The organism is Paenimyroides ummariense (assembly GCF_900115115.1).
GTDB lineage: Bacteria > Bacteroidota > Bacteroidia > Flavobacteriales > Flavobacteriaceae > Flavobacterium > Flavobacterium ummariense.
The window spans coordinates 234109-259229 of the sequence record NZ_FOVI01000001.1 but is presented as its reverse complement, the minus strand read 5'-3'; the positions used below and the strand labels follow the sequence as shown (position 1 = coordinate 259229).

The window sequence follows — 25121 nt, the reverse complement described above, 5'->3', positions numbered from 1 at the left end:
AAGTAAGCAAATTATTTTTTACCTTATTCTAACTTTAAAGATATGAAAAAAGGTTGATTTGAAGTTCAAATCAACCTTTAGTAAAGTAATCAATTAACTAAAATTAAAATAAATCTATTATTATTGATGGGCAAAATCCGATAACTAGATTAATAATGATGGCTGCAACTGCAACCGCAGAATACATAAAGTTTTTTTGATAAACCGTATTGGCATCGGCATTTTTATAAGTAAACATTACAATAATTACTTTAATGTAATAGTAAATACTAATGATTGATGTAATTACCGCTGTTATAACCGTGATGTAGAAACCTTGTTTTAAAGCCTCGGTAAACAAGAATAGTTTTCCAAAGAATCCTGCTAAAATAGGTATTCCCGCCATTGACAATAAAGCTAACGACAATGTAACAGCTAATACTGGTTTGTGTTTTGCAAATCCACGGAAATGAATAACCAATTCTTCTTTTTTATCCTGACATACATATAAAATAACGCTGAATGCCGCAATACCTGCAATAGCATAAGCTGTCATATAGTAGAATAAATAAGGCTCGGCAGTTTTCCCCAACAAAATTGCCATTAACATAAAACCGGCATGCGAAATACCCGAATATGCCATAAGGCGTTTAATGTTGTTTTGTTTTAATGCCATTATGTTACCAATAATCAAAGTGGCAACAATTAAAAAGGCAATTAAGTTGACAAAGTTTGTTGGCATTGCAGGGAAAAACACCACGCTTAATTTGTAAAACGCAGCTACCGCAGCAACTTTTGCCAAGGTACTCATGGTTGTTGTAGTAAGCAAAGGCGATCCTTGATAAACATCTGGAGCCCAGAAATGAAAAGGAAAGGCTGCTATTTTAAACAATAAACCAACCAACATTAACGTAAAACCAACCGTGAACCATTTAGGCATTGCCAACTGTGTGCTTGCCAAAACAATCTGATCTAGATCAAACGAAGCGGTTGCGCCGTAGATTAAGGCAATTCCGAACAAAATAAATCCTGAAGCGAAAGATCCCATTAAGAAATACTTCATTCCGGCTTCGTTACTTTTAATGTTTGTTCTGTCGCTTCCTGCTAAAATGTATAAGGTGATCGATAAAATTTCTAATCCTAAAAAGAACATTACCAGATTTCCGAACGAAATCATACAGTAAGCGCCAATCAACAAGAATATCTTTAAAGAGGTGTAGTCTGATATTTTATCATATTGTTCCTTGTAGAATGACTGCCCCAACGCCACAATGAAAAACGTTAAAACAATAAAAAGCGAATTGAATAAAACCGTTGATTTGTTTACCACAATCATGTTGTTGTAGAAAGAATCGATCGAATTAAAATCGCATATATTCAAGCCTAACGCAACCAATAAACCCACCAAAGTTAAAGGCACAATGGTTTTGCGCAGGTTAAAAATCTCTAATACTAATATAAGAACCGCTAAAGATGCTAAAGCTATTAATGTACTCATAGTTTAATTTTTCTATGTTCTATTGAATAAATAAATCGGTTAGTAATTTCGGATAGATTCCCAAACCAATTAAAACCACACAAATAACCGCTAAAACAAAATATTCTTTTGTAGTTACTTCGGCAAAAACCTTGTTTTGTGTGCTTCCTAAAACGGCATTCTGAAACATTTTAAGCATGTAATAGGCTCCAAGAATGATTGATGTTCCTGCAAAAACTGCATACAGCAATTCTTTTTCTGATAATGCGAACAATAAAGTAAATTCTCCGATGAATCCGAAAGTTCCAGGTAAACCGATTGATGCAAACAAAATGATTAAAAAGAAGGTAGTGAATTTAGGAGCTTGTGAACGAATACCGCCCATTTCCTTAATTTCGTAGGTATCGTATCTTTTGGAAATGATATCGGCAAGATAAAACAAACCAACCATTACAAAACCGTGCCCAACCATTTGAATAATCGCACCTTGATAACCCGTGCTGTTTCCTACATAAGCACCTGCAGCAACCAAACCAACGTGCGCCATTGACGAATATGCCAATAAACGTTTTAGGTTGTTAGATCTTAATGCGATTAATGATGCGTAGATGATACCAATGATACAAAAAATGATAACCGTTTTTAAGATGTTTTCTGATACATTTCCTGCAATCGGCATTTGCCAACGTAAAATTGAATAAACACCCATTTTAAGCATGATGCCCGAAAGTAACATCGTACCAATTGTAGGTGATTTCTCATAGGTGTTTGCCTGCCATGTATGGAATGGAAAAACCGGAATTTTAATTCCATAAGCTAAGAAAAATGCCAAGAAAATATAATTTGCTTCTTTGGTTGATAGCACTGCTTTAGAAAGATCGCTCCATGCAAAACTGCCGGTTAATGTGTATAAGTAAGCAAAAGCTGCCAACATAAACAACGATCCTGCAAAAGTGTACATAAAAAACGTAACCATTACACGTTTGCGTACTTTCCATTCGTCGCTTCCCCATAACAATCCTATAAAGAAAATTGGTAACAACGCTAATTCCCAGAAAATATAGTAAACCAAACCGTCTTGTGCTAAAAAGGTTCCCGCCATAGCAAATGCCATGAACAAAACCAATGAATACAACTGGTTTGCTTTAGAATACAAGGTGTTGAACGATGCCAAAATAATAATCGGCAATAACAATGTTGTAAGCAATAACATGGTTAAGCTTAATCCGTCAACTACAAAAGATAAAGAAATATTCGGGTTAGAAATCCATTGTTGTGTAAACGAAATATCGTTACCGTTTAAATATTCGCCTGTTAAAACTAAAGCAATTACGGCGTTAATTAAACTGGTTACTAAAGCTATTTTAGCTGCATTTTTAGAGTTTGATGCCAATGTAGCAACAGCTCCTAAAACATAAATAAGTAAAATAATAATACAATTCATTGCCATAATTTTAGTAACACATAAATAAATAATACAACAAGCCACAAACACCAATTACAAAGGCAAATAAGTACAAGCCAATGTTTCCGTTTTGTGCTTTTTTACCCTGATATGAAAGTTCAGACGGAACGCGTCCGAAACTTAAAACAACACCATTGATTAATCCGTCGATTTGTTTTTTAAAGAAAGATCCAAAGAAATTTAACGGATTAACAATAATCAACATATAAATCTCATCTAAATAATATTTGTTAGCAAACAATTTCTGTAAGCCCGACACATTGTTGTCGTTCACAGGTACTTGTTTGTTTTTAATGTACTTAAAGTAAGCAACCATTAAACCAATCAAAGCACCAACAACTGCTAAGCCCATTAATAGGTATTCGGTTGTACCTAATTCATGATGATGTAATGTTGCGCTATTTTTAATGACCGGTTTTAAAAATTCGTTCAACCAACTGCTGCCTGGAATACTTATTAAACCACCAACTGCTGCCAATACTGCTAAAATGATTAAAGGCATGGTCATTGCAGACGGACTTTCGTGTAAATGATGTTCTTGTTCTTCGGTTCCTCTGAATTTGTTAGAGAAGGTTAAGAACAATAAACGGAACATATAAAATGCTGTTAATATCGATGCTAAACTTGCTACAACCCATAAAACTGTGTTGTGATGGAATGCCGTTAATAAAATTTCGTCTTTAGAGAAGAAACCTGATAATGGTGGGAAACCTGATATTGCTAAGGTTGATATAAAAAATGTAGCATACGTAATTTTCATGTGTTTTTTCAATCCGCCCATGTGTCGCATATCTTGTTCGCCACCAACTGCGTGTATAACCGATCCCGATCCTAAGAACAAACATGCTTTAAAGAACGCGTGTGTAATTACGTGGAAAACCGCAACTTCGTAAGCACCTAAACCTAATGCCAAAAACATTAAACCTAATTGCGATACGGTAGAATATGCCAATACTTTTTTAATATCGTTTTGTACCAAGGCAATGGTTGCAGCAACTAAAGAGGTTACAGCTCCAATTATTGCAATGATGTGTTGCACATCCGGAGTTAAATCGAACAAAAAGTTTAAACGTGTAATCATAAAGATACCTGCTGTAACCATGGTAGCCGCGTGGATTAAAGCCGATACAGGCGTTGGTCCTGCCATTGCATCTGGTAACCACGTGTAAAGCGGTAATTGCGCACTTTTACCTGTTGCTGCGATAAAGAATGCCATTGTTGCAATGCCTAAAGTAGGTGCAAGGAAACTTTGTTCTTTTAATTCGATAAAATCTAAGGTGTGAAATAAATATCCTGTAACGAAAATTCCTACCAAAAAGCCTAAATCCCCAATACGGTTCATGATGAATGCTTTCTTAGCTGCGTTGTTGTAATCTTGGTTTTTATACCAGAAACCGATCAATAGGTACGAGCATAAACCAACACCTTCCCAACCAATGAACATCATTGCCAAGTTGCTTCCTGTTACTAAAATCAACATGAAGAAAACAAAGAAATTCAGGTAGGTAAAGAATTTAGAGAAATTCTCATCATGACTCATATAACTTGTTGAATACAGATGGATCAATGTTCCGATACCTGTAATGAACATTAGCCATAAAGCAGCTAATTGATCAAAATAAAATCCGAAATCAATAGAAAAATAATTGAATTTCATCCATTCAAATAAAACCACTTTTACAGGTTCACCATCTTGAATGTAAGCGAAAAATAAGCATGAAGTTACAAACGATGCGGCAATAGCCAATGTTGCAATAGTACCCGATACTTTTTTGCTTAAATGTTTGCCCCAAAATCCGTTGATTAATGTACCAACCAAAGGGAAAATCAATGTAAGTAGTAAAATAGTTGTACTCATGCTATCCTTTTAATTTTTTAAGTTTATCAATATCAATCGATCCTATATTTCTATAAATCGCCACCAAAATCGCCAATCCAATTGCTACTTCGGCAGCAGCAACAGCCATTGTAAAGAAAACAAATACTTGTCCGTTTGCATCTTCGTGATACGTAGAAAAAGCAACTAAAAGTAAGTTTGCAGCGTTCAGCATAATTTCGATCGACATGAACATAACAATTGCATTTCTACGGTATAAAATACCAAATGCACCAATACAAAACAGTAATATGGCTAAGTAAATGTATTGGTCTATACCAATTTGTTGTAAAACGTTTTCCATATTATGCTGTTTTTTTCTCTTTTTTAGATATTAATACGGCACCAATCATTGCCATTAACAATAAAATAGCAGCCATTTCAAACGGAAGCACAAATTCGTTCAATAGCACTTTTCCTAATACCTGAATGGTTTGAAAATCTACTCCTGTTTGTGTATAAGTTTCTAATGCCGGAGCTGTTTGTGCCAATGAACTCACTAAAAAGAATCCGATCAAACAAAAACAAACCGTTGCAATAATTTTGGTTACGATAGGTTTTGCAATTTCATCGCTTATGTTCAGGTTCATTAACATGATGGTAAAGAGCATTAAAATCATAATCGCTCCAGAATATACAATGATGTGAACCATTGCCAAAAACTGTGAGTTTAACAATGCATAATGACCTGCAATACTAAAGAAACAGATAACCAACCAAATAGCACTGTGTATAGGATTTTTAGAAAGAATGGTTAAAAACGCACTTCCTAAAGTAACAGCCGAAAGAATGTAAAATAAAATCTCTATCATTTTTATTCTGATTTTGCTGTGTTGTTAATAGCTTGTTCTAATGGCATAACCAATTGTTCTTTACCAAAAATAAAATGCTCACGATTAGTATCTGCCTTTACAATTTTTTTAGATGTAGTAAGATAGATTGCTTGTTTAGGGCAAGCTTCTTCGCACAAACCACAGTAAATACAACGCAACATATTAATCTCGTATATTTCTGCATATTTTTCTTCACGGTATAAGTGTAGTTCGTCTGCAGTACGTTCGGCAGCTTTCATGGTAATAGCTTCTGCAGGGCAAGATAATGCACACAAACCACAAGCTGTACAACGTTCTCTACCTTCTTCATCGCGCATTAACATGTGCTGACCGCGATAAACCGGACTGAACGGACGTGTTTCTTCCGGGTAACTAATGGTAACCTTCTTTTTAAACAAATGCTTAAAAGTAGTTGCCATACCGCCTGCAATTGCACCAATATACAAACGTTCGCCAAGTGTCATTTCTTTATTAGAAACTTGTTTTTTTCTTCCCGATAAGGATGTATTTTGAATTGACATAATTTCTGTTTTTTTAGCGATTTAATAATAATACAACCGCAGTAACCACAATGTTTAATATTGCTAACGGAATTAACGTTTTCCAACCTAAATTCATTAACTGGTCGTAACGGAAACGTGGAATGGTCCAACGTACCCACATGTACAAGAAAATAAAGAAACAGATTTTACCAAACAATACTGCAATACCAATAATGTTGGCTGTGTTTTCTCCCCAATTTTCCGCAGCCCACGTCATACCCGGATAATTGTAAGCTCCTAAATAAAGAACCGCCAATAGGGTAGAAGAGATAAACATTGCCGCATATTCTGCAAATAGGAAGAAACCCATTCTCATAGACGAATATTCTGTGTGGTATCCACCAATTAACTCTTGCTCACATTCTGCCAAATCAAAAGGAGTTCTGTTGGTTTCTGCAAACGAACAAATCAAGAATATGAAAAAGCCTAATGGTTGATAAAAGATGTTCCAGTGCATTTCGTGCTGACCTGCTGCAATTTCGCGCAAACTCATAGAGCTGTGCATCATTAAAATGGCAACGATAGACAGTCCCATGGCAATTTCGTATGAAATCATTTGAGATGCCACACGCATAGCACTAATCAATGAATATTTGTTGTTAGATGCCCAACCACCAATCATAATTCCGTACACACTTACCGATAATACTGCAAAAACATACAGCATTGCCACGTTGATATCAGCTGCCTGTAAAATTACTTTTCTACCGCCAATTTCTAAGGTATCGCCCCACGGAATTACCGCCGAGGTCATTAATGCCATAGTCATAGATATGAACGGACCAAATACGAATAAGAACGTATTTGGTGTGTTTGGCATGAATTCTTCTTTCGCAAAAAGTTTTAAACCATCTGCCAAAGGTTGTAACATTCCACCCGGCCCCGCACGGTTTGGACCTCTACGGTCTTGAATCCAAGCAGCAATTTTACGTTCTGCTAAAGTACAGTACATGGCAAAAAGCATGGTGATTGCAAAAACAGCGACAATAATTACGCTTTTTTCTATAATAATTGCTTCTTCCATAATTAACTGTTTTCTGTGTTTTTATATGGAACTTCTGTCATACTAATTTTTTTACGATCTTGATCGCGGCCTTCTAAAATATGCTTTTCAGTATCAATTTTAACCTTATCCATTTTACGGGTATAGTTGTTTTGATTGATAACCGAGAATTTTTCGAATTTTCTTGGGCCTTCAATAACCCAATCAGATACTTCTTTATGATCAAAACGACATTCGTTACAGATAAATTCTTCTACTTCATGATATTCATCTTTACGAGCCGTAACACGCTGAATTTCGTTTCCAAACATCCAAACAGTCGTTTTTCCACAACATTTATCGCAGTTTCTGTGTGCATTGAATGGTTTGTTAAACCAAACACGCGATTTAAAGCGGAAGGTTTTATCTGTTAACGCACCAACCGGACAAACATCAATCATGTTTCCAGACATTTCATGATCTATAGAAGCTGAAATATAGGTTGAAATCTGTGCGTGATCGCCACGATTTAAAACACCGTGATTTCTGCTGCCACAAACTTGTTCTGCCGTATGCACACAACGATAACACAAAATGCAACGGTTCATGTGCAATTGTATTTTATCGCCGATATTTTCAGGTTCAAAGGTTCTTTTTTCCTCTTTAAAACGAGTTTTGCCTAAACCGTGTTTAAATGATAAATTTTGTAGATCACACTCACCAGCCTGATCACAAACAGGGCAATCTAAAGGGTGGTTGATCAATAAAAACTCTGTAACTGCCTTACGGGCATCTAATGCTCTGTCTGAAGTCTTTACTTTAACCTCCATTCCGTCCATAACGCCCGTTTTACACGATGGCATCATTTTAGGCATAGGACGTGGATCTGCTTCGCTACCTTTTGATACTTCTACCAAACAGGCACGGCAGTTACCGCCGGTGTCTTTTAATTTTGAATAGTAGCACATTGCAGGCGGTACCACATCGCCGCCAATCATGCGCGCCGCCTGTAGTACGGTTGTACCTGGTTCTACTTCTAGTTCTATTCCGTCTATTGTAACTTTCATAATCTTTCTATTAAACGGTGGTATTTTGCATTAAATGTTTCACTTTTTCAAAAGGCTCACTTACAAAATGATCTCTGTTTTTAATTTTTTCAGGGAAACGAATGTGGTATTCAAATTCTTCTCTGAAATGACGAATAGCAGCAGCAACTGGCCAAGCAGCAGCGTCGCCTAACGGACAAATGGTGTTTCCTTCAATTTTTGCCTGAATGCTCCACAATACATCGATATCTTCTTCTGTACCCTGACCGTTTTCTATTCTCCACAAGATTTTTTCCATCCAACCGGTTCCTTCACGACAAGGTGAACATTGACCGCAGCTTTCATGGTGATAGAATCTTGAGAAATTCCAAGTGTTTCGAACGATACAAGCAGTATCATTATAAACGATGAATCCGCCTGAACCTAATGATGATCCTGTTGCAAAACCACCATCTGCCAACGATTCATATGTCATTAAACGATCTTCGCCGTTAGCTGTTTTGAAAATTAAATGTTGCGGAAGAATTGGCACCGACGATCCACCAGGAATTAATCCTTTTAACGGACGATCATCGATCATTCCACCACAATATTCATCAGAATTCATGAATTCATCAACGGTCATACCCATTTCGATTTCATAAACTCCCGGTTTTTTAACGTGACCAGAAACAGAGAATAATTTTGTTCCGGTAGATCTGCCTAAACCAATTTTAGCATAATCTTCGCCCGAATTCAATAAAATCCAAGGCACCGAGGCGATAGATTCTACGTTATTTACAACCGTAGGGTTTTGCCATAAACCTTTAACAGCAGGGAAAGGCGGTTTAATACGCGGATTTCCACGCTTACCTTCTAAAGATTCAATTAAAGCGGTTTCTTCTCCGCAGATATACGCTCCGCCTCCACAATGAACGTGAAGATCTAAATCGTAACCCGATCCTTTTATATTTTTACCCAACCAACCGGCTGCGTAAGCTTCTTTTATTGCGCGTTCCAAGGTTTTAAAAACCCACATGTATTCACCACGAATGTAGATATACGAAAGGTTTGCGCCTAACGCAAACGACGAGGTAATCATTCCTTCGATCAATAAATGCGGAATGTATTCCATTAAATATCGATCTTTAAACGTACCTGGTTCAGATTCATCGGCATTACAAACCAAATGACGTGGATTTCCTGATTTTTTATCGATAAAGCTCCACTTTAAACCAACAGGGAAACCTGCACCACCACGACCACGCAGACCAGAAGTTTTTACTTCTTCGGTAATATCGTCGGGGTTCATTTTCAATGCTTTTTCTACAGAAGCATATCCACCATTTTCACGATAAACATCGTACGTTTTAATACCCGGAATATGGATTTTTTCAAATAATATCTTTTGTCCCATAGTTTTTCAGTATGTCAGTTATTCCGTCCAAACGGCAATTTCATAGCCGTCTAAATCTGTAAATTGAAAACGTTTACCGCCCGGAAAACTGAAAATATCTTTTACGATAGTACCGCCGGCACTTATCACTTTATTTTTACTTGCTTCAATATCTTTTGAATAAAGAACGATTAAGATAGTTCCTTTAATTGGGGTGCCTGTGGTAAATCCACCATCGACATAATCTCCTTCAAAGGCTGTATAATGTTCTCCGTAATCTGAGAATTTCCAGCCAAAACATTCGGTGTAAAAATTCTTGGCTTTAACAATATCCTTTGAAAGAAATTCAATGTATTGTATTTGCTCGTGTTTTAGCTTTGTATTCATTACTTTACTTTTAAAATGTTATTTATCGTGTAAAGTCACTTTATCAGCCTTGCAATCTTCAATCAATTGATCCACTTTTTCTTTGGTTAAATGTTCGTGGTAAAAATCGCCCAACTGTAACATTGGCGCATAACCACAAGCACCTAAACATTGTACACCAACAACAGAAAACAATCCGTCTGCTGTTACCTGTCCTGGTTTTACGCCTAATTTTTCGCAGGCATAATCCATAACATCTTCGGCTTTATTAATGGCACAGCAAGATGTTACACAAAATTCCAACATATATTTTCCTACCGGTTTTTGGTTGAACATGGTGTAAAAAGTAACCACTTCGTAAACTTCGATAGGGGTAATGTTTAAAAATTCGGCAGCTTTGTTTTGCAATTCAACACTTAACCAATTGTCGTGTGCATCTTGCAATTCGTGCAATACGGGAAGTAATGCCGATTTTTGTCTTCCTTCGGGATAATGACTAATTAACTCGTTGATACGTTCTGTTAACGCCGGAGTTATGTTAATATCTTGATGGTATCGTTGTAATGTTTCCATAGGTTAACAATCTAATTCGCCTGCAATAACGTTCATACTTGAAAGGGTAATAATAGCATCAGACAAGCTGCGCCCTTTAACAATTTCGTTATATGCCTGGTAATAAATAAAACAAGGTCTGCGGAAGTGTAAACGGTAAGGCACGCGGCTACCGTTGGTAATCAGGTAAAAACCTAATTCGCCGTTTCCGCCTTCAACTGCATGATACACTTCGGTATTAGGTACAGGAATTTCACCCATAACAATTTTGAAATGGTAAATTAAGGCTTCCATGTTGTTGTAAACATCTTCTTTTGGTGGAAGGTAATAATCGGGAACATCTGCATGAAATCCTCCTTCTGCCGGCATTTTTTCTAATGCCTGACGAATGATTTTCATACTTTCCCAAACTTCTGCATTACGCACACAAAAACGATCGTAACAATCGCCATTTTGTCCTACAGGAATATCAAATTCAAAATCTTCGTACGAACAATAAGGCTGTGCTACACGAAGATCGTAATCAACACCGGCAGCACGTAAGTTTGGTCCTGTGAAACCATAACCCATTGCCATATCGGCATCTATAGCACCTGCGCCAATAGTACGATCCATAAAGATACGGTTACGCGACAGCATGTTTTCAAACTCTGTCCAAACAGCTGGGAATTCCGCTAAAAATTCATCGATTTTTCTCCAAGCCGTTTCGCTCCAATCACGTTCAAAACCACCGATTCTTCCCATGTTTGTTGTTAAACGTGCACCACAGATTTCTTCGTAGATTTCGTAGATTTTTTCGCGGTACTGCATTACGTATAAAAATCCTGTAAGCGCGCCAGTATCAACACCCATTACAGAACTACAAATAATATGATCGGCAATACGCGCTAATTCCATAATAATAACACGCATGTATTGTACGCGTTTTGGAATTTCGATACCCAACATTTTTTCAACCGTCATCCACCAACCGGTATTATTGATAGGTGATGAACAGTAGTTTAAACGATCGGTTAAAACGTTGATTTGATAAAACGGACGGTTTTCTGCAATTTTTTCAAAGGCACGGTGAATATATCCAACGGTTCCTTCGCCATCGATGATTTTTTCACCATCCATTAAAAGAATGTTTTGAAAAATTCCGTGGGTTGCCGGGTGTGTAGGACCTAAATTTAAAATAGATAATTCTACACCATCTTTTTCTTTTGTTTCCTTGATTTGTTTTTCAAATCGTTTTTCCGGAACTAATAATAAATCAGACATAGTTTTCGTATTAACAATTAGGACCAGTTCTACCAAAGAAACGGTCGTCTTTATCGGTTCTACCTTGATCTTCTAAAGGAAATTCTTTTCTAAGTGGGAAAGATTCCATTTCATCCATATTTAAAATACGTTTTAACTGCGGATGATTTTTAAATACAATTCCGTAGAAATCATAAGTTTCACGTTCTTGCCAGTTAGCGGCAGGATACAATGAAACAATACTTTCTGCTTCGGGATTGTTTGCCGGTAAAAATACTTTTACGCGAACACGTATATTATCAAACCAATTGTGTAAGTGATACACCACACAAAACTGGCGGTCTTCTTCGTAATCTGGGTAATGAACTCCGCAAACATCGGTTAAAAAGTTGAAGTTCATAGAAGGATCTTCTTTTAAGAATTTAATCACTTCGAACGATGCATCTTTTTTAACTTCAAACGCCAACATATCGTGCAGAATATGAAAGTTTTCTACTTTTGGAGTAAACTGCTGGCTTAAGGTTTGCTGAATTATTTCGTTTGTTAAGCTCATGTTATTTAATGTTATATGAGTTTAATAAATCTTTATATTCATCGCTGCTTCTACGGCGAACCGATTCGTTTTTAACGATGTTCTGCAGTTCTAAAATTCCGTCTAAAATTTGTTCGGGACGTGGAGGGCAACCTGGTACATAAACATCAACAGGAATTACCTTATCGATACCCTGTAAAACCGAATACGTGTCAAAAACACCACCTGTACTTGCGCAAGCACCAACGGCGATAACCCATTTAGGTTCTGCCATTTGTTCGTACACCTGGCGTAAGATCGGAGCCATTTTTTTAGCGATGGTTCCCATAACCAAAAGCATATCTGCCTGGCGAGGAGAGAAACTCATACGTTCTGATCCGAACCTGCCTATATCGTAAGTAGCAGCCATTGTTGCCATGTATTCAATACCGCAGCATGATGTTGCAAATGGTAATGGCCACATAGAATTGGCACGAGCCAAACCTACAACTTCACTTAATTTTGTTGCAAAAAAACCTTCGCCAGAAAAACCATCGGGCGGAGCAACTTGTTTTATGTTTGATGGATTACTCATAATTAATTCTGCATTTATTCAAACTCTAATCCTTTTTTCTTAAACTCGTATAGTAAGCCTACAATTAAAAGGAACATAAAAATGCCCATTTTGTATAAGCCTTCCCAACCTAGTTCCATGAAATTTACTGCCCAAGGGTACATAAAAATAACCTCTACATCGAACAAAACAAAGAGAATTGCCACTAAAAAGTAGCGAACATTGAAGGGAACACGGGCATTACCGAACGATTCTATACCACATTCAAAGTTTACGTCTTTATTTTTTGATGCTTTTTTTGGACCTAAAAAACCTGAAACTATAATGGTTACAAAAACAAAACCCGCCGCCAGCCCAAGCTGCATAAGGATTGGAATTAAATCTAACTGATTTGATTGCATGTTGTTTGGTACATTAATTTTTGAAACCTCAAATATAATTTTTTCGGCTCGTATAAAAAACCCAATTGTTTTTAATTGTTCGGCATTTTAACGGTTTAAGCTTAATTTATAATGGTTTTAAATAATTATAGATTAATATTAATTGTAGCTTGTTAGGTAAAAGATGCATTTGCTATATCCAATTACCAATTTTGTGAATTTGCGTGTTTTTATATGGTGACTTTTACTTATTTTTAATTATGAGAAAGTTAATTGCGGTCGTATTCTTGTTGATACTTGTTTTTACTAGTAACGCACAAACTATAAATAGCAAGCTGTATAATTATTTCGATGGAATGCCGTCGGACGATTTAACCTATGTCTGTTATTCCGAACAAGCGGGAATCGAATTGTGTTCCAGAAAAGGAATTATTCAGTTTGATGGAAACAGGTTTTACTTGAAAGATCCAACTCAGCAAAATATATTAAATGCGTATTTTTTTAAAAATGCACTGTATTATGAAGATGGTAAGGCGTTACACAAAAAAAATTACAGCTATGATGGTAAGATAGAAATTATTCAATCTAAAAATTATATGGATGAAGATCCTAATAATGATCATTTTGAAAATTTATTTATCGATAGTGAAGAACGAATTTGGTGTTCTGATTTTAATCATATCAAATATCTGCACAATAAAAAAATAGTTTCTTTTCCCGTTTTTCCAGATAATAAAGATCTAAATATCGATATACAATTTGTTGAAAAAAGTACCGGAGAAATCTGGGTTTTTACGCCTAATGGTTTGTACGAATGGAATGAAACTACAAATTTACTTTTAGCCTCATCAAACAAAAATCTGAATAAGTTACAAGTTTCGGCTGTTGAAAAAAATGACAATCAGCTTATCATCGCAACCAAACAAGGAGATTTACATTTTTATGATCTTATAGAAAATAAAATTGTAAAGATCGTTAAAACTCCAGCTTCGGTAGTTTTTCAGCAGTTGGTTTTAAGTAATGATAATTTGTATGGAATCAGTGCCAATGAAATATACAACATTCAAAACAATCAGTTTACATCCGTTTTTGCTTCGCAGAATTTTACTATAAAGCATTTTATCGTTAACGAAAAAACCAATAATTTTTGGGTGGCTACATCAAAAGGATTGCTACAATTACATTTGCCAAAGAAAGGATTAACCTTTTTAAATTTTCCTGCTGAATATTCTAAAAGCGGGAATTTTATTTTAGATGTTATTGAACTTGTACCAAATGAATTCTGGGTTTTAACAAGCCATAATCAGGTTTTGCAATATAAAAATCAGCATTGGCGTTTAATGGAACAATTTCCAGAGAATCTTAAAATTAAAAGTTTTACACTTCATAAAGATATTTACCTTACCACAACGCACGGTATTTTTCTATGGAAAGGAAATTTGTTTCAAAAATTGAATTTAAATGGATTCGTTGCTGATGAAGACATTGTAAAATCTATAATTATTGATAAAGAGTTATGGGTTTTATCAGCCAGTAATGAAATAGTTAGATACAATTTACAAACCAATAAAAAGATAAGGTCAAATTTTAAAAATACGGTCGATTTTTGGAAACAAAACAAATGGAACGATCTTACAGTAGATCATGCACAAAATATTTGGTTGGTAGGTTGGATGCCTAAAGGCTTTGGCATTTGTAAATACGATGAAAATCAACATATGTTTATTGATATATCACATAAATCATTTAACAATCATCGTGATTTGTTTGTGGGCGATTATTACAACCGAATTTATACAGACAATAAAAACAATGTACTGTTATCTGCATACGGCGGTTTTTCTATGGGAAAAAATACGGGGAAACTTAAAAAGAAAATAGATGTTCATTCATACCCAATAGACGATACTTATATAACGGGCTTAATGCAAGATACAAACGAAAATGTGTTTTTTGCAACGAATGCCGGTTTGCATGTGTATTTAAAAAGTAAAAACAAAGTTGTAAAAATAAATACTACAGATGGTTTAACAACGAATACCTTACAATACGCTTTTAAAGAAGCAAGTAATAATCGTTTGTTGTTAGGTGGCGAAAACCAATTGATTATTGTAAATTATACCGATGTATTACAAAGTCCGTTACAAAACACAATCAAAGTAACAAAACTATTAATTAATGGTAAGCATTATAAAAATACCGAAGAGCTAATACTGAATTACAAGCAAAACAATATTACTTTACAGTTTTCAACCTTTTCGTATTTGGAACCCAACAAGGTTTTTTATGAATACAGCGTTAACAACGATGAATGGATTTCTTTAGGAAACCAAGCAGAACTGTCGTTTAATCATTTATCGCCAGGTTCGTATGATATCAAGATTAGAGTAACAGATCATTTGCAGAATCAATTGAAGGATCAGCTACACTATTCCATAAAAATTAAACCACCATTTACGCAATCGCCTTTGTTTTATGTGCTGTTGGGTATTGCTGTTATCATTTTGGTTTACGGTTGGTTTCGCTATTCGCTGTATCGAAAAATGAAAGAAAAGCGATACGAACTTCAGGTAAAAGATGCCGAAATGCGAATGTTGCGTGCACAAATGAATCCGCATTTTATGTTCAATACGCTTAATTCTATCAATAGTTATATTATTCAGCATAAAACAGCCGATGCCAGTAAATACCTTACATCGTTTTCTAAACTAATGCGCAATATTTTAGAAAGTTCTAAACAGCAATGGATTACGTTAGCGCAAGAAGTAAAAACAACCGAACTTTATTTGCAGTTAGAAGCCGTGCGATTAGAAAATAGTTTTACTTATGAAATTGTAATTGACAACGATATAGAAGAAAACGAAGTTTTTGTTCCGCCGCTTATTGTACAACCTTTTGCAGAAAACGCTATTTGGCACGGCTTAAGGCATAAAGCCAATGGCAACGGAAAGTTATATGTGCGATTTATTTTAGAAAACAAAGACAAACTTCGAATCGAAATTGAAGATAATGGAATTGGTAGAGAAGGAAGTGTGCTATTAAAAACAGCTAAAAAACATACATCGTACGGTATAAAAATTACCGAAGAACGTATAGTTAAACTAAATACTGCAAATTATTTGGAAATTTTAGATTTATACAACAACAATAACAAACCCGTAGGAACAAAAGTGATTCTACACTTAAACCTGGAAGAAAATGATTAAAGTATTATTAATAGACGACGAAAAACACGCTTTGGTTACCTTGGCACATTACTTACAAGATTTTAAAGAAATTGAAATTTTAGAAAGTATTCAAGATAGTCGATTAGCGAAAGAAAGAATTACCGCATTGAAGCCCGATATTGTATTTTTAGATATTGAAATGCCTTATTTAAACGGGTTTGAAGTATTACAGCAGTTTGAAACATTGCCTTTCAAGGTAGTTTTTACAACAGCTTATGATCAATATGCTATAAAAGCATTAAAATTAAATGCGTTAGATTATATTTTAAAACCCATAGAAATGGACGAATTAAAGCAGGCTATAGATAAATACCATCAGCAGGAATTACTTACCACAACAGAACAGGTTTCCAATCTGGCAAAATTTACCATGACACAAATGTCTGATACATTGGCGTTATCAACCTTGAAAGGATTGATTTTTATTAAGATTGAAGACATTATGTATTTTTCTGCAAGCAATGCCTATACTTTCGTAGTAATGAATAACGGCGACAAGCATTTGGTAAGTAAGTCTTTAGCGGTTTTTGAAGAGGTTTTATTAGATAATCCTATTTTCTTTAGGGTTCACAAATCGTATTTAATCAATTTAAAATTCATAAGTCAGTATATTCGTGGTGAAGGTGGTGAAATTATTATGCAAGACAAAACATCAGTTGTATTAAGCCGTAATAAGAAACAAGATTTTTTAAATCTGTTTAAAAAGATATAATAAAAGCAGCTTTTTTTGAAAAGCTGCTTAAAAATTTAAATGGAGTTATTGATAAACTAATGAAATTAATTGGTTGAAATATTTAATACATTGCAAAATTCTTTATATGACATTTGCCTTAATTGTGCTTCCGTATAAAAATTTCCATCATCCGTTTTAACAATTTTTACACTTTCGTCGTTGTTAGCATTCTTAGCATTTACAGTACTACTTGATTTTATTACAAAGATGCGCATACCAGCAAAGCTTTGTAAACCTGTACCAGTTAGTCTGGTCATAAAACATTCTGTAGTGTTTGCATTGTTTCTGAAATATATTCTGTACGAATGAACTGGTCCTGCATATCCTGGCAAAGGATACCAAAAGTTGTTTGCGGAAACAAAAATATAAATCATACTTGTTTCAGATTCAGCAACTGTCAGCGGAATTTCTTTAGCTATTTCTGCTCCACTATGGTCAAAAGCACCAAAATTGTATTGCTTAACATTTGCATTTCCTTGTTGTCCGGTTTCTCCTTGTGGACCTTGTGGACCCTGAGCTCCAATTTCTCCCTGCGGACCTTGTAATCCTTCTGGTCCGGTATCTCCATCGCAATTGCTTAAAAGTAAGCTTGCACAACACAAAATAATAAATTTTGTGTATAGTTTTAATTTAGTTTTCATATTAATCGTTTTTTAATTATAATATTTGTAAATTGCAACAGTTGAGATATTTTTGTTAGCCAACAACATTTTAACATTCGCATCGCCTTTCCACGATGGTACAAAAATTCCCATTAATATATCATTGTTGCTTTTAAAACCTATGCTGTTACCAAGTTCGTAGCAGCCTTGATCAGGTTCGGTGCTGGCAACTGTACTGTTTGCAAAAAGCGATCTATTACCAGAAAAACTGTAATACTTAAAAAAATTCGATACACCGGCAGTTCGCTCAAAAGTAAAACCGCCCCAGCTTGGTGTTTGTGAAGAGGAAAACATTTCGTAGTGAATTATTTCAGTATTAGAACTACCTGTTCTTGTTAAGCTTGTTAATGATATTTTTCCCGTATTGTCGGAAGAAAAGCTAAAATTTAATAAGGTAGATCCGTCTGAATTTAAATCGAAAATGAATTTGTTGTCAGTAACTTTTAATGAAGCTACTCTTCGTATACCTTGTCCATCAAAGTATGCTTTCATTGTTCCCTCTTCTTTTACAAAATAAATTACTCGGTATCTTTGATTACCATCTTCGGTTTCATCTTGGTAAGGTACATAATATCCGTTTAAGCTTTCTGCTGTAACTTTTGTTGGAGTAGGAGTTGAAGCACCATCGTCATTAGAGTCGCAAGCGTAACAGAAAATAAAAACACTTAGTACCATAAGTATTTTTATAAAGTTGTCAATTTTTTTCATGATTTTTCAATTTTTAATTATTAATTAATGAACTTATTTCCTCATAAGACATAGTTTTTAATTGATCTAAAGTATAGGATTGATTGCCTATTCTGTATAATTGTTGTAAAGTACTGTTTGCCTCACTTCTTTTAGCAGGTGCGTTTCCAGGAATAATGACATATCTGTACCATATAGAAATAGCTGGGAAAGAACGATTGTATCTAGAAAGCTCAGTTCTTAAGCCCAAGTTTCGATTCAATTCAAATAAAATAGAAAAATCTGAATTAGGAATATGTGGAAGTGCATACACATTACAATTTTCGCAAAATTTTGCATAAACAAAAACTGCTGCATAATTTATAACATCTTCAGTAATTCTTATACTGTCTAAAGTGCGGTAGTTAAATATACCTGCTCCAGGTGTAAGGTTTTCTGCATCATAATCGAACTTCATCCATGTGGAGCTGTAAATATCCACAGATCCTGGTTGTCCTTCTGGTCCTTCTGGTCCTGGTTGTCCCTCTGGTCCTTCTGGTCCTTGCGGTCCAACATCGCCTTTTAATTCTTCGCGCATAATAATATCATCGTCTGCATCGCAACTGATTAGTGATGCGGTTGAAATACTTATTAATATAAGTCCGATAAAAAAATTTCCTTTTGCTTTCATGATTATTATTTTTTAATTAATAATCAAATGTATCATGAGAATTTATTGTTTTTATGTAACAATTTAGTAATGGCTGGATTGAGTTTGTAAAGTGCGATTTTTAAATAATCTGACTATCATTAAAACAAAACAGCTTACCGGAATAAGGTAAGCTGCCAAAAAAGTATGAAATCAAAAAGTATTCTAATTCAAATTTTTCATTTAAAATTCCATTCTATATTACTTGTAGATTGCTTCTTGCGAATTTTGAAAAATATAGTTAGGTTGATTGGTGAAATTGATAAAATCATTTTTTAAAGCATTATTATTCATAACTGAATATGGAACGTAGTAGCCTAATCCTCCTCCGCTGTCAATTGTAGTAGTGGCGTTTGACCAAAACATTAGGTATGCAAGTTTAATGTTATTGCTTTTTAGTAACTGTGTTAATTGTGTAAAATAGGTGTTTGATGTTAAATTTTGCTGCCCGGTTTCAGTCCACGCAATCGGTTTGTTTTTCTGATTTCCTACCTGCTGTAACATCTGCAGTTTACCTTTGATAAAATCCCAATTTGCGCCATTGTTACTGTTTGGTGCCGTGCTTAAATGGTAAAGATCTATCCCTAATACGTCAACATACGCATCGCCAGGATATCTTCTTAAATATTCGGTAGCATCAAGCGGAGTTGCGGGTGCATAACAAACTACCATGTTGGGTAAGTTTTTACTTCTTAGGTAATCAATAGTAAATCTAAACAAGGCAATATATTCTTCGTTTGTACAACTGGTTGAACCCCACCAAAACCATTCCCGATCCATTTCATGAAAAGGTCTAAAAATAAAAGGTGCAGGTTTTCCATCTGGTAACTTAAGTTGTGCAAAATAGGCTGCCATATCGTCTAAATATTTTTTATATACTTCGTGCTTTGCTTCGTTGGGTAGAATAGACTTTACCGAACCTGGACCAGAACTCCATGAACCACCAGCTCTGTCAAATCTGTCCGGATGTAGTGCAAAGGTGTTAATTCCGTTATTGGCAGTGTTTTTATTGCAAAGCTGTATAATTTTATCGTAAGGAATTCCTTCGTAATTATTAATGAACTGCAAACCGTTCGGAGCAAATTCCCATCCCATAATTGCGGGAATTTTGTTTGAAACATCTTTAAAATCACTTTTTTCTCCGTTAGGAAAATCGTTATATCGCCAACCTATACCCGAGACATTGGTAGATTGATGCCCGATAATGATTTTTCCTTCGTTAGCTATACGCGTTAGATTGTTTACAAACTTAATTTTTTCTTCGCTTGGTTGCGGAATAGGAGGGTCATTGTCTATACTATCTGCTGTGTTATCATCACCACATGAAATACACAATGATAAAAACAATAGAAAATAAATCGCTTTCATAACATTTTGAATTTTAATTATCTAGTGAAATTCGACATAAAAAAGCAAACTATCTATTTATTTTTGACGAATGACGGTTTTGAGTTTACCAACTGACTAAAATATGCATGAAATAAAAATTTATGTATTAAGTGTAAGTTTTGCTTTTTCTTTAATTAAGGTGAATGCTTTTCAAATAATTTAAAAGAAATAGTTGCCATAAAAAAAACACCTGCGGTTTGCAGGTGTTTTACTTGGAACTAAATATATGTTTTTTAACTAACGTATATTATAAAACAACAACGTCAGTTGCGATTTTTCCTTTTTTTCCGTCAGATTCAACGTAGTTCACTACATCTCCATCTTTTAATTCTCTTGATTTAAGTCCAGAGATGTGAACGAAAATGTCTTGACCTGTTGTTTCGTCTGTAATAAAACCAAATCCTTTTGATTCATTGAAGAACTTTACTGTACCTGTTCTCATTTGTAATTGATAAAATAAATTAATAATGTGTAAAGATAGACTTTTTATTCTGTTTTCAAAGTTTTTCCACTTTTATTTTATAAAAAATTACATTTAATTCATATTTTATAATTTTCTTTAATCTTCAAATTCGTCCATTAGTTCTTTTAGCTGTTTTAAATATCTGCCGTAGAACTTTTTAATAATCCATTCCGAGAGTAATATCAAACCAATAATTGTTATAACGCCTATGATTAAAACGGTATAGATAAACGCGGGATCGGCTTGAAAAGTTTCTTTAAAATGATAGAATTTATCAACCAAATCGTACGTTTTATCTTTACCTGCCGTAATTACAAACAAAGCTATGGCAGTAGGTAACAAAATGTAGATAGATGAGCGGTATGTTTCAATAGCAAAATGAAACTCGTAATACAGTCTTATAATACTTTCGCGACTATTAAACGTATTTGGTTGCTTAATCATTTTACTAATGGTGTAAAATCTACGATAATAATACAAACCAAAAACAATAAACTGGCATACTAAAAAGTAATATATAAGGCTTAAAACACCATGTATTTGCGACGATTCCATTAAAGGAACTATTAAAATAAACACAATGCTTACTAACCAGAAAATGGCTTCGCGTTTAAAACTTTTAATTATTTTTTCGGCAAGCGATTTACTTTTAGTTAAGTATTCTGGTTTTATGTTAATATCCTTTTCGGGTTGATTGTCCCATTTTTTTTGTAACTCATCAAAATTCATATCCGTTCTTTTTTATGATGGTTTGTAATTTTTCTTTTGTTCTGTTTAACTTTACTCGTGCATTCACTTCGCTGATACCCAAATTTTCGGCAATATCCTTATGATTCATTCCTTCTAAAAACAAAAAAATAAGGGCTTTTTCTACTTTATTGAGTTCTTGCACGGCATCGTAAAAATATTTCAGCTGTTCTTCTTTAAAAGCGCTGTCGTCTGTATCAATTCTATCATAATTTTCATGAAGTTCGTATTTGTCCTGTTTTTTATCATCTTTTTTAAAGAAGGTTAAAGCGGTATTCAAACAAACACGATACATCCAGGTAGAAAACTGACTGTCGCCTTTAAAGTTTTGGTACGATTTCCACAATTGAAAAGTCATTTCCTGAATCAAGTCTTCCTGATCTTCCGTATGGTCAAAATACATCCTAGAAATTTTATATAAAATTCCTTTGTGTTTTTGCATCAAGTCCAAGAATTCTTTTTCGGTGGCTTTCAAAGCAGAATAATTTTTACAAAATGTTAGTATCGTTTATTTTGATTTGTTACAAAGCGGATACAAAAAAACTCGTTACCTAAATAACGAGTTTTTAAAATTATATTATCCTAAATAAGTTTTTAAGATTTTACTGCGAGATGTATGTTTTAATCTGCGGATTGCTTTTTCTTTGATTTGACGAACACGTTCGCGTGTTAAATCAAAGGTTTCGCCGATTTCTTCTAACGTCATTGGGTGCTGATCGCCCAAACCAAAATACAAACGAACAACATCTGCCTCACGCGGAGTTAATGTTTCCAACGCACGCTCGATTTCTGTTCTTAACGATTCATGAATCAATTCACGATCCGGATTTGGTGATTCACCCGAACGCAATACATCGTACAAGTTAGAATCTTCTCCTTCTACTAAAGGCGCATCCATTGATAAGTGACGACCAGAGTTTTTCATTGACTCTTTCACGTCGTTTACCGTCATGTCTAACTCTTTAGCGATTTCTTCTGCAGATGGCGGACGTTCGTTCGATTGTTCTAACAACGCATACATTTTGTTGATTTTGTTGATAGAACCAATTTTATTTAATGGCAAACGTACGATACGTGATTGTTCTGCTAAAGCTGATAAGATTGATTGACGGATCCACCAAACGGCGTACGAAATAAATTTAAAACCACGTGTTTCGTCGAAACGTTGTGCGGCTTTAATTAATCCTAAGTTTCCTTCGTTAATTAAATCGGGTAATGTTAAACCTTGATTTTGGTATTGTTTTGCTACCGATACTACGAAACGTAAATTAGCTTTTGTTAATTTCTCTAATGCGCGCTGATCGCCTGCTTTAATGCGTTGTGCTAATTCTACTTCTTCGTCGGCTGTAATTAAGTCTACTTTACCAATTTCTTGTAAATATTTGTCTAACGATGCCGTTTCACGATTGGTTACCTGTTTGGTAATTTTAAGTTGTCTCATGTTTTAAATAACCCCTTCCTTTGTTGTTAACTTGTAGTTATACGCACCATGTTGCAAAATGTTACAAAAAGTTGTAAAAGTTTTTTTATTCGTAAGAATCTACGGTGATGTATAAAGGAATACTTGCTGGTATTGTAAGCCATTCGTCATCAGGAGAAGATCGTGTGACAAAAGAACTTCCGGTGGTTAAACCTATGTTTTGAAAGAAAGAACCTACGCTTTTATTTTCTTGAAGTTCTATTTTCTGTTGTTTGATTATGACAGCAATTTTTTTATGACCGCTTATGTATAGGTCCATATTTTCAATATTGATGATATTCCAGCCTCTGCTTTTATGGGATAAAATGAAGTTAATATTTTGATGAGGTATTCTTTTAGATGGTTTGCCATTTTTTACTTCATAGAAGTAAACAGAAAAATAACCACGATTAAAAGTAAAGCCTTCTAAATGCCAATGAATTTTTTTTACTTTTAAGAATTTCTCTTTGATATTCATTACCATACCGAACTCATAGCTTGTGTTAGAGTTATAGGCTGAATCTTCACCTGTTCCTATTCCTGATCCTTCACTTGTTCTGCCATAAGTTCGTTCTTTAATTTTGGCGTTTGCTGGTGGAATAATCAGTTCTTGTAATAGTTCTGACGATGGTTCAATAAATGTAATTTGTAAAGAATTATTATTTTGTAGTATGATTTCCTTTTTGTCGTAACCAAAATGATCAATTTTTACTTTTAAAGGGAATTTATATTTGTTTGTATCAATTACAAAAATTCCTTTTTCGTTTGAAGTCAAACTTTTTTTATAATCGGGTAATAGAATTGTAGCGAACTCAATGGGATCTTTAGTTTGGTTATCGTTTAATTGAAACTTTACATTTTGTGCTGTGATAATTTGTGTAGAAAATGTAAAGAAAAGTAATAAAAGTGAATTTTTCATAAGCTTTATTTGGTTTTATTCGTACGAATCTACTGTGATATAAAAGGGATAATTCATAGGGATTTTCATCCATTCTTCAAATTGCGAATCTCGTGCCGTCAATACGTTTCCTGCTGCAAAACCAACGTTTACCCCCAAATAGTTGTCATCTGCTTTTTTATTTAAATCTACTTTTAAAGTTTTTAAAATTGCAGCTACTTTTTTAGATCCGTCAATATAAATATTTAAATCTTCAACATTTACAATGTTCCATCCTAAATCGGTGTTTTTAATTGTAAAGTGAATATCTGTATGTGGAATTCTTTTTGTTGGTTTACCATTTTCAACTTCGTAAAACTGCAGACTGTAAACTGCTTTTATAAAACCAACGCTTCCAATATGCCAATGAATTTTCTTTACTTTTTTTAACTTATTGTTTGTATTTAGTATCATCCCGAATTCTAACCCCGAATCTTTATTTTCAGAATTATAACTTCTAAAAAAACCTGCTATTTTTCCCGATCCTTCACTTGTTCTGCCATAAGTTCGTTCTTTAATTTTGGCGTTTGCTGGTGGAATAATGATTTCTTGAAGTACTTCTGTAGCCGGATCTAAAAAAATATTATAAGCGCTGGTATTGTTTTGTAGTGTGATTTCTTTTTGATCAAACCCAAATTGTTCCACAATTACTTTTAACGGTAATTTGTATTTGTTTGTATCAATCATAAAAATTCCTTTTTCGTTTGATACAAAACTTTTTTTGTAATCGGGTAGAAGCACGGTTGCAAATTCAATAGATTCTTTTGTTTCAGAATCTGAAATTTGAAGGTTGATGTTTTGCGCAGTGATAATTTGTGTAACAAGTGTGCATACAAAAAGTAGTAAAGTGTTTTTCATAAAGTAAGTTTGTTTTGGTTGTAAAAATAAAAAAACCGATGAGGTTTGCTCATCGGTTTAGAATAGATTTA

General features: G+C 34.5%; 27 protein-coding genes. 2 read left to right on the top strand and 25 right to left on the bottom strand.

Annotated features, from left to right (window positions below; translation table 11 throughout):
- Window positions 1-103: 103 nt before the first annotated feature.
- The 15 genes from BM253_RS01350 to BM253_RS01280 are packed head-to-tail and all read right to left on the bottom strand — an operon-like array spanning window position 104 to window position 13221.
- Window positions 104-1477 (bottom strand): NADH-quinone oxidoreductase subunit N, encoded by a 1374-nt coding sequence (locus tag BM253_RS01350; protein WP_091517834.1) that lies wholly within the window; start codon window positions 1475-1477, stop codon window positions 104-106.
- A gap of 19 nt (window positions 1478-1496) precedes the next feature.
- Entirely contained in the window at window positions 1497-2900 is a 1404-nt protein-coding gene (locus BM253_RS01345; RefSeq protein ID WP_091518082.1) for a complex I subunit 4 family protein, read from the bottom strand.
- 10 nt (window positions 2901-2910) lie between these two features.
- Window positions 2911-4779, bottom strand: a complete 1869-nt coding sequence (gene nuoL, locus BM253_RS01340) for an NADH-quinone oxidoreductase subunit L (protein ID WP_091517832.1) — start codon at window positions 4777-4779, stop codon at window positions 2911-2913.
- Between the two features lies 1 nt (window position 4780).
- A complete protein-coding gene (nuoK, locus tag BM253_RS01335; RefSeq protein ID WP_091517830.1) occupies window positions 4781-5101 on the bottom strand; it encodes an NADH-quinone oxidoreductase subunit NuoK in 321 nt (106 codons plus the stop codon).
- Between the two features lies 1 nt (window position 5102).
- Complete coding sequence (locus tag BM253_RS01330) at window positions 5103-5609, bottom strand: NADH-quinone oxidoreductase subunit J family protein (RefSeq protein WP_091517827.1); 507 nt, start codon at window positions 5607-5609, stop codon at window positions 5103-5105.
- A 2-nt stretch (window positions 5610-5611) separates the two neighbouring features.
- Window positions 5612-6151: a NuoI/complex I 23 kDa subunit family protein gene (locus tag BM253_RS01325; RefSeq protein ID WP_091517825.1), complete on the bottom strand. Its 540-nt coding sequence runs from the start codon at window positions 6149-6151 to the stop codon at window positions 5612-5614.
- 13 nt (window positions 6152-6164) lie between these two features.
- Window positions 6165-7196 carry an NADH-quinone oxidoreductase subunit NuoH gene (gene nuoH / locus BM253_RS01320; RefSeq protein WP_091517822.1) on the bottom strand — a complete coding sequence of 344 codons (1032 nt, stop codon included), beginning with the start codon at window positions 7194-7196 and terminating at the stop codon, window positions 6165-6167.
- Window positions 7197-7198: 2 nt separating this feature from the next.
- Window positions 7199-8221: an NADH-quinone oxidoreductase subunit G gene (locus tag BM253_RS01315; protein ID WP_091517819.1), complete on the bottom strand. Its 1023-nt coding sequence runs from the start codon at window positions 8219-8221 to the stop codon at window positions 7199-7201.
- A gap of 10 nt (window positions 8222-8231) precedes the next feature.
- Window positions 8232-9596, bottom strand: coding sequence for an NADH-quinone oxidoreductase subunit NuoF (gene nuoF, locus BM253_RS01310; RefSeq protein WP_091517817.1), 1365 nt, complete (start codon window positions 9594-9596; stop codon window positions 8232-8234).
- Window positions 9597-9614: 18 nt separating this feature from the next.
- Window positions 9615-9962, bottom strand: coding sequence for a VOC family protein (locus BM253_RS01305; RefSeq protein ID WP_091517815.1), 348 nt, complete (start codon window positions 9960-9962; stop codon window positions 9615-9617).
- 18 nt (window positions 9963-9980) lie between these two features.
- Window positions 9981-10514, bottom strand: coding sequence for a complex I 24 kDa subunit family protein (locus tag BM253_RS01300; protein WP_091517813.1), 534 nt, complete (start codon window positions 10512-10514; stop codon window positions 9981-9983).
- A gap of 3 nt (window positions 10515-10517) precedes the next feature.
- Window positions 10518-11756: an NADH-quinone oxidoreductase subunit D gene (locus BM253_RS01295; RefSeq protein WP_091517811.1), complete on the bottom strand. Its 1239-nt coding sequence runs from the start codon at window positions 11754-11756 to the stop codon at window positions 10518-10520.
- Between the two features lie 10 nt (window positions 11757-11766).
- Window positions 11767-12288 (bottom strand): NADH-quinone oxidoreductase subunit C, encoded by a 522-nt coding sequence (locus tag BM253_RS01290; protein WP_091517808.1) that lies wholly within the window; start codon window positions 12286-12288, stop codon window positions 11767-11769.
- A gap of 1 nt (window position 12289) precedes the next feature.
- Window positions 12290-12841: an NADH-quinone oxidoreductase subunit B gene (locus tag BM253_RS01285; protein WP_091517806.1), complete on the bottom strand. Its 552-nt coding sequence runs from the start codon at window positions 12839-12841 to the stop codon at window positions 12290-12292.
- Window positions 12842-12855: 14 nt separating this feature from the next.
- Window positions 12856-13221 (bottom strand): NADH-quinone oxidoreductase subunit A, encoded by a 366-nt coding sequence (locus tag BM253_RS01280; protein ID WP_091517803.1) that lies wholly within the window; start codon window positions 13219-13221, stop codon window positions 12856-12858.
- 239 nt (window positions 13222-13460) lie between these two features.
- Here BM253_RS01280 and BM253_RS01275 point away from each other — a divergent pair, with 239 nt between their 5' ends.
- Together BM253_RS01275 and BM253_RS01270 are read left to right on the top strand one after the other, a co-directional pair.
- Entirely contained in the window at window positions 13461-16406 is a 2946-nt protein-coding gene (locus BM253_RS01275; protein WP_091517800.1) for a sensor histidine kinase, read from the top strand.
- Window positions 16399-17139 carry a LytR/AlgR family response regulator transcription factor gene (locus BM253_RS01270; protein ID WP_091517798.1) on the top strand — a complete coding sequence of 247 codons (741 nt, stop codon included), beginning with the start codon at window positions 16399-16401 and terminating at the stop codon, window positions 17137-17139. The genes BM253_RS01275 and BM253_RS01270 overlap by 8 nt, the downstream gene beginning before the upstream one ends.
- Before the next feature lie 65 nt (window positions 17140-17204).
- On the opposite strand, the gene BM253_RS01265 is transcribed toward BM253_RS01270, so the two are convergent.
- The 10 genes from BM253_RS01265 to BM253_RS01220 all read right to left on the bottom strand — a co-directional run bounded on the left by BM253_RS01265 (window position 17205) and on the right by BM253_RS01220 (window position 25050).
- Window positions 17205-17801, bottom strand: a complete 597-nt coding sequence (locus BM253_RS01265; protein ID WP_091517796.1) for a collagen-like triple helix repeat-containing protein — start codon at window positions 17799-17801, stop codon at window positions 17205-17207.
- A 12-nt stretch (window positions 17802-17813) separates the two neighbouring features.
- A complete protein-coding gene (locus BM253_RS01260) occupies window positions 17814-18530 on the bottom strand; it encodes a hypothetical protein (protein ID WP_091517793.1) in 717 nt (238 codons plus the stop codon).
- Between the two features lie 13 nt (window positions 18531-18543).
- Window positions 18544-19179 carry a collagen-like triple helix repeat-containing protein gene (locus BM253_RS17250; protein WP_091517791.1) on the bottom strand — a complete coding sequence of 212 codons (636 nt, stop codon included), beginning with the start codon at window positions 19177-19179 and terminating at the stop codon, window positions 18544-18546.
- Window positions 19180-19398: 219 nt separating this feature from the next.
- A complete protein-coding gene (locus BM253_RS01250; RefSeq protein ID WP_091517788.1) occupies window positions 19399-20565 on the bottom strand; it encodes a glycoside hydrolase family 26 protein in 1167 nt (388 codons plus the stop codon).
- A 268-nt stretch (window positions 20566-20833) separates the two neighbouring features.
- A complete protein-coding gene (locus BM253_RS01245; protein WP_091517786.1) occupies window positions 20834-21028 on the bottom strand; it encodes a cold-shock protein in 195 nt (64 codons plus the stop codon).
- A gap of 117 nt (window positions 21029-21145) precedes the next feature.
- The gene (locus tag BM253_RS01240; RefSeq protein WP_091517783.1) at window positions 21146-21778 is read right to left on the bottom strand and encodes a hypothetical protein; all 633 of its coding nucleotides are present in this window, start codon (window positions 21776-21778) and stop codon (window positions 21146-21148) included.
- Window positions 21768-22271, bottom strand: a complete 504-nt coding sequence (locus BM253_RS01235) for an RNA polymerase sigma factor (RefSeq protein ID WP_091517781.1) — start codon at window positions 22269-22271, stop codon at window positions 21768-21770. The genes BM253_RS01240 and BM253_RS01235 overlap by 11 nt, the downstream gene beginning before the upstream one ends.
- A 102-nt stretch (window positions 22272-22373) precedes the next feature.
- The gene (locus BM253_RS01230) at window positions 22374-23237 is read right to left on the bottom strand and encodes a sigma-70 family RNA polymerase sigma factor (protein WP_090677933.1); all 864 of its coding nucleotides are present in this window, start codon (window positions 23235-23237) and stop codon (window positions 22374-22376) included.
- Between the two features lie 85 nt (window positions 23238-23322).
- A complete protein-coding gene (locus tag BM253_RS01225) occupies window positions 23323-24174 on the bottom strand; it encodes a carboxypeptidase-like regulatory domain-containing protein (RefSeq protein WP_091517778.1) in 852 nt (283 codons plus the stop codon).
- A gap of 15 nt (window positions 24175-24189) precedes the next feature.
- Window positions 24190-25050: a carboxypeptidase-like regulatory domain-containing protein gene (locus tag BM253_RS01220; RefSeq protein WP_091517775.1), complete on the bottom strand. Its 861-nt coding sequence runs from the start codon at window positions 25048-25050 to the stop codon at window positions 24190-24192.
- Window positions 25051-25121: the final 71 nt, after the last annotated feature.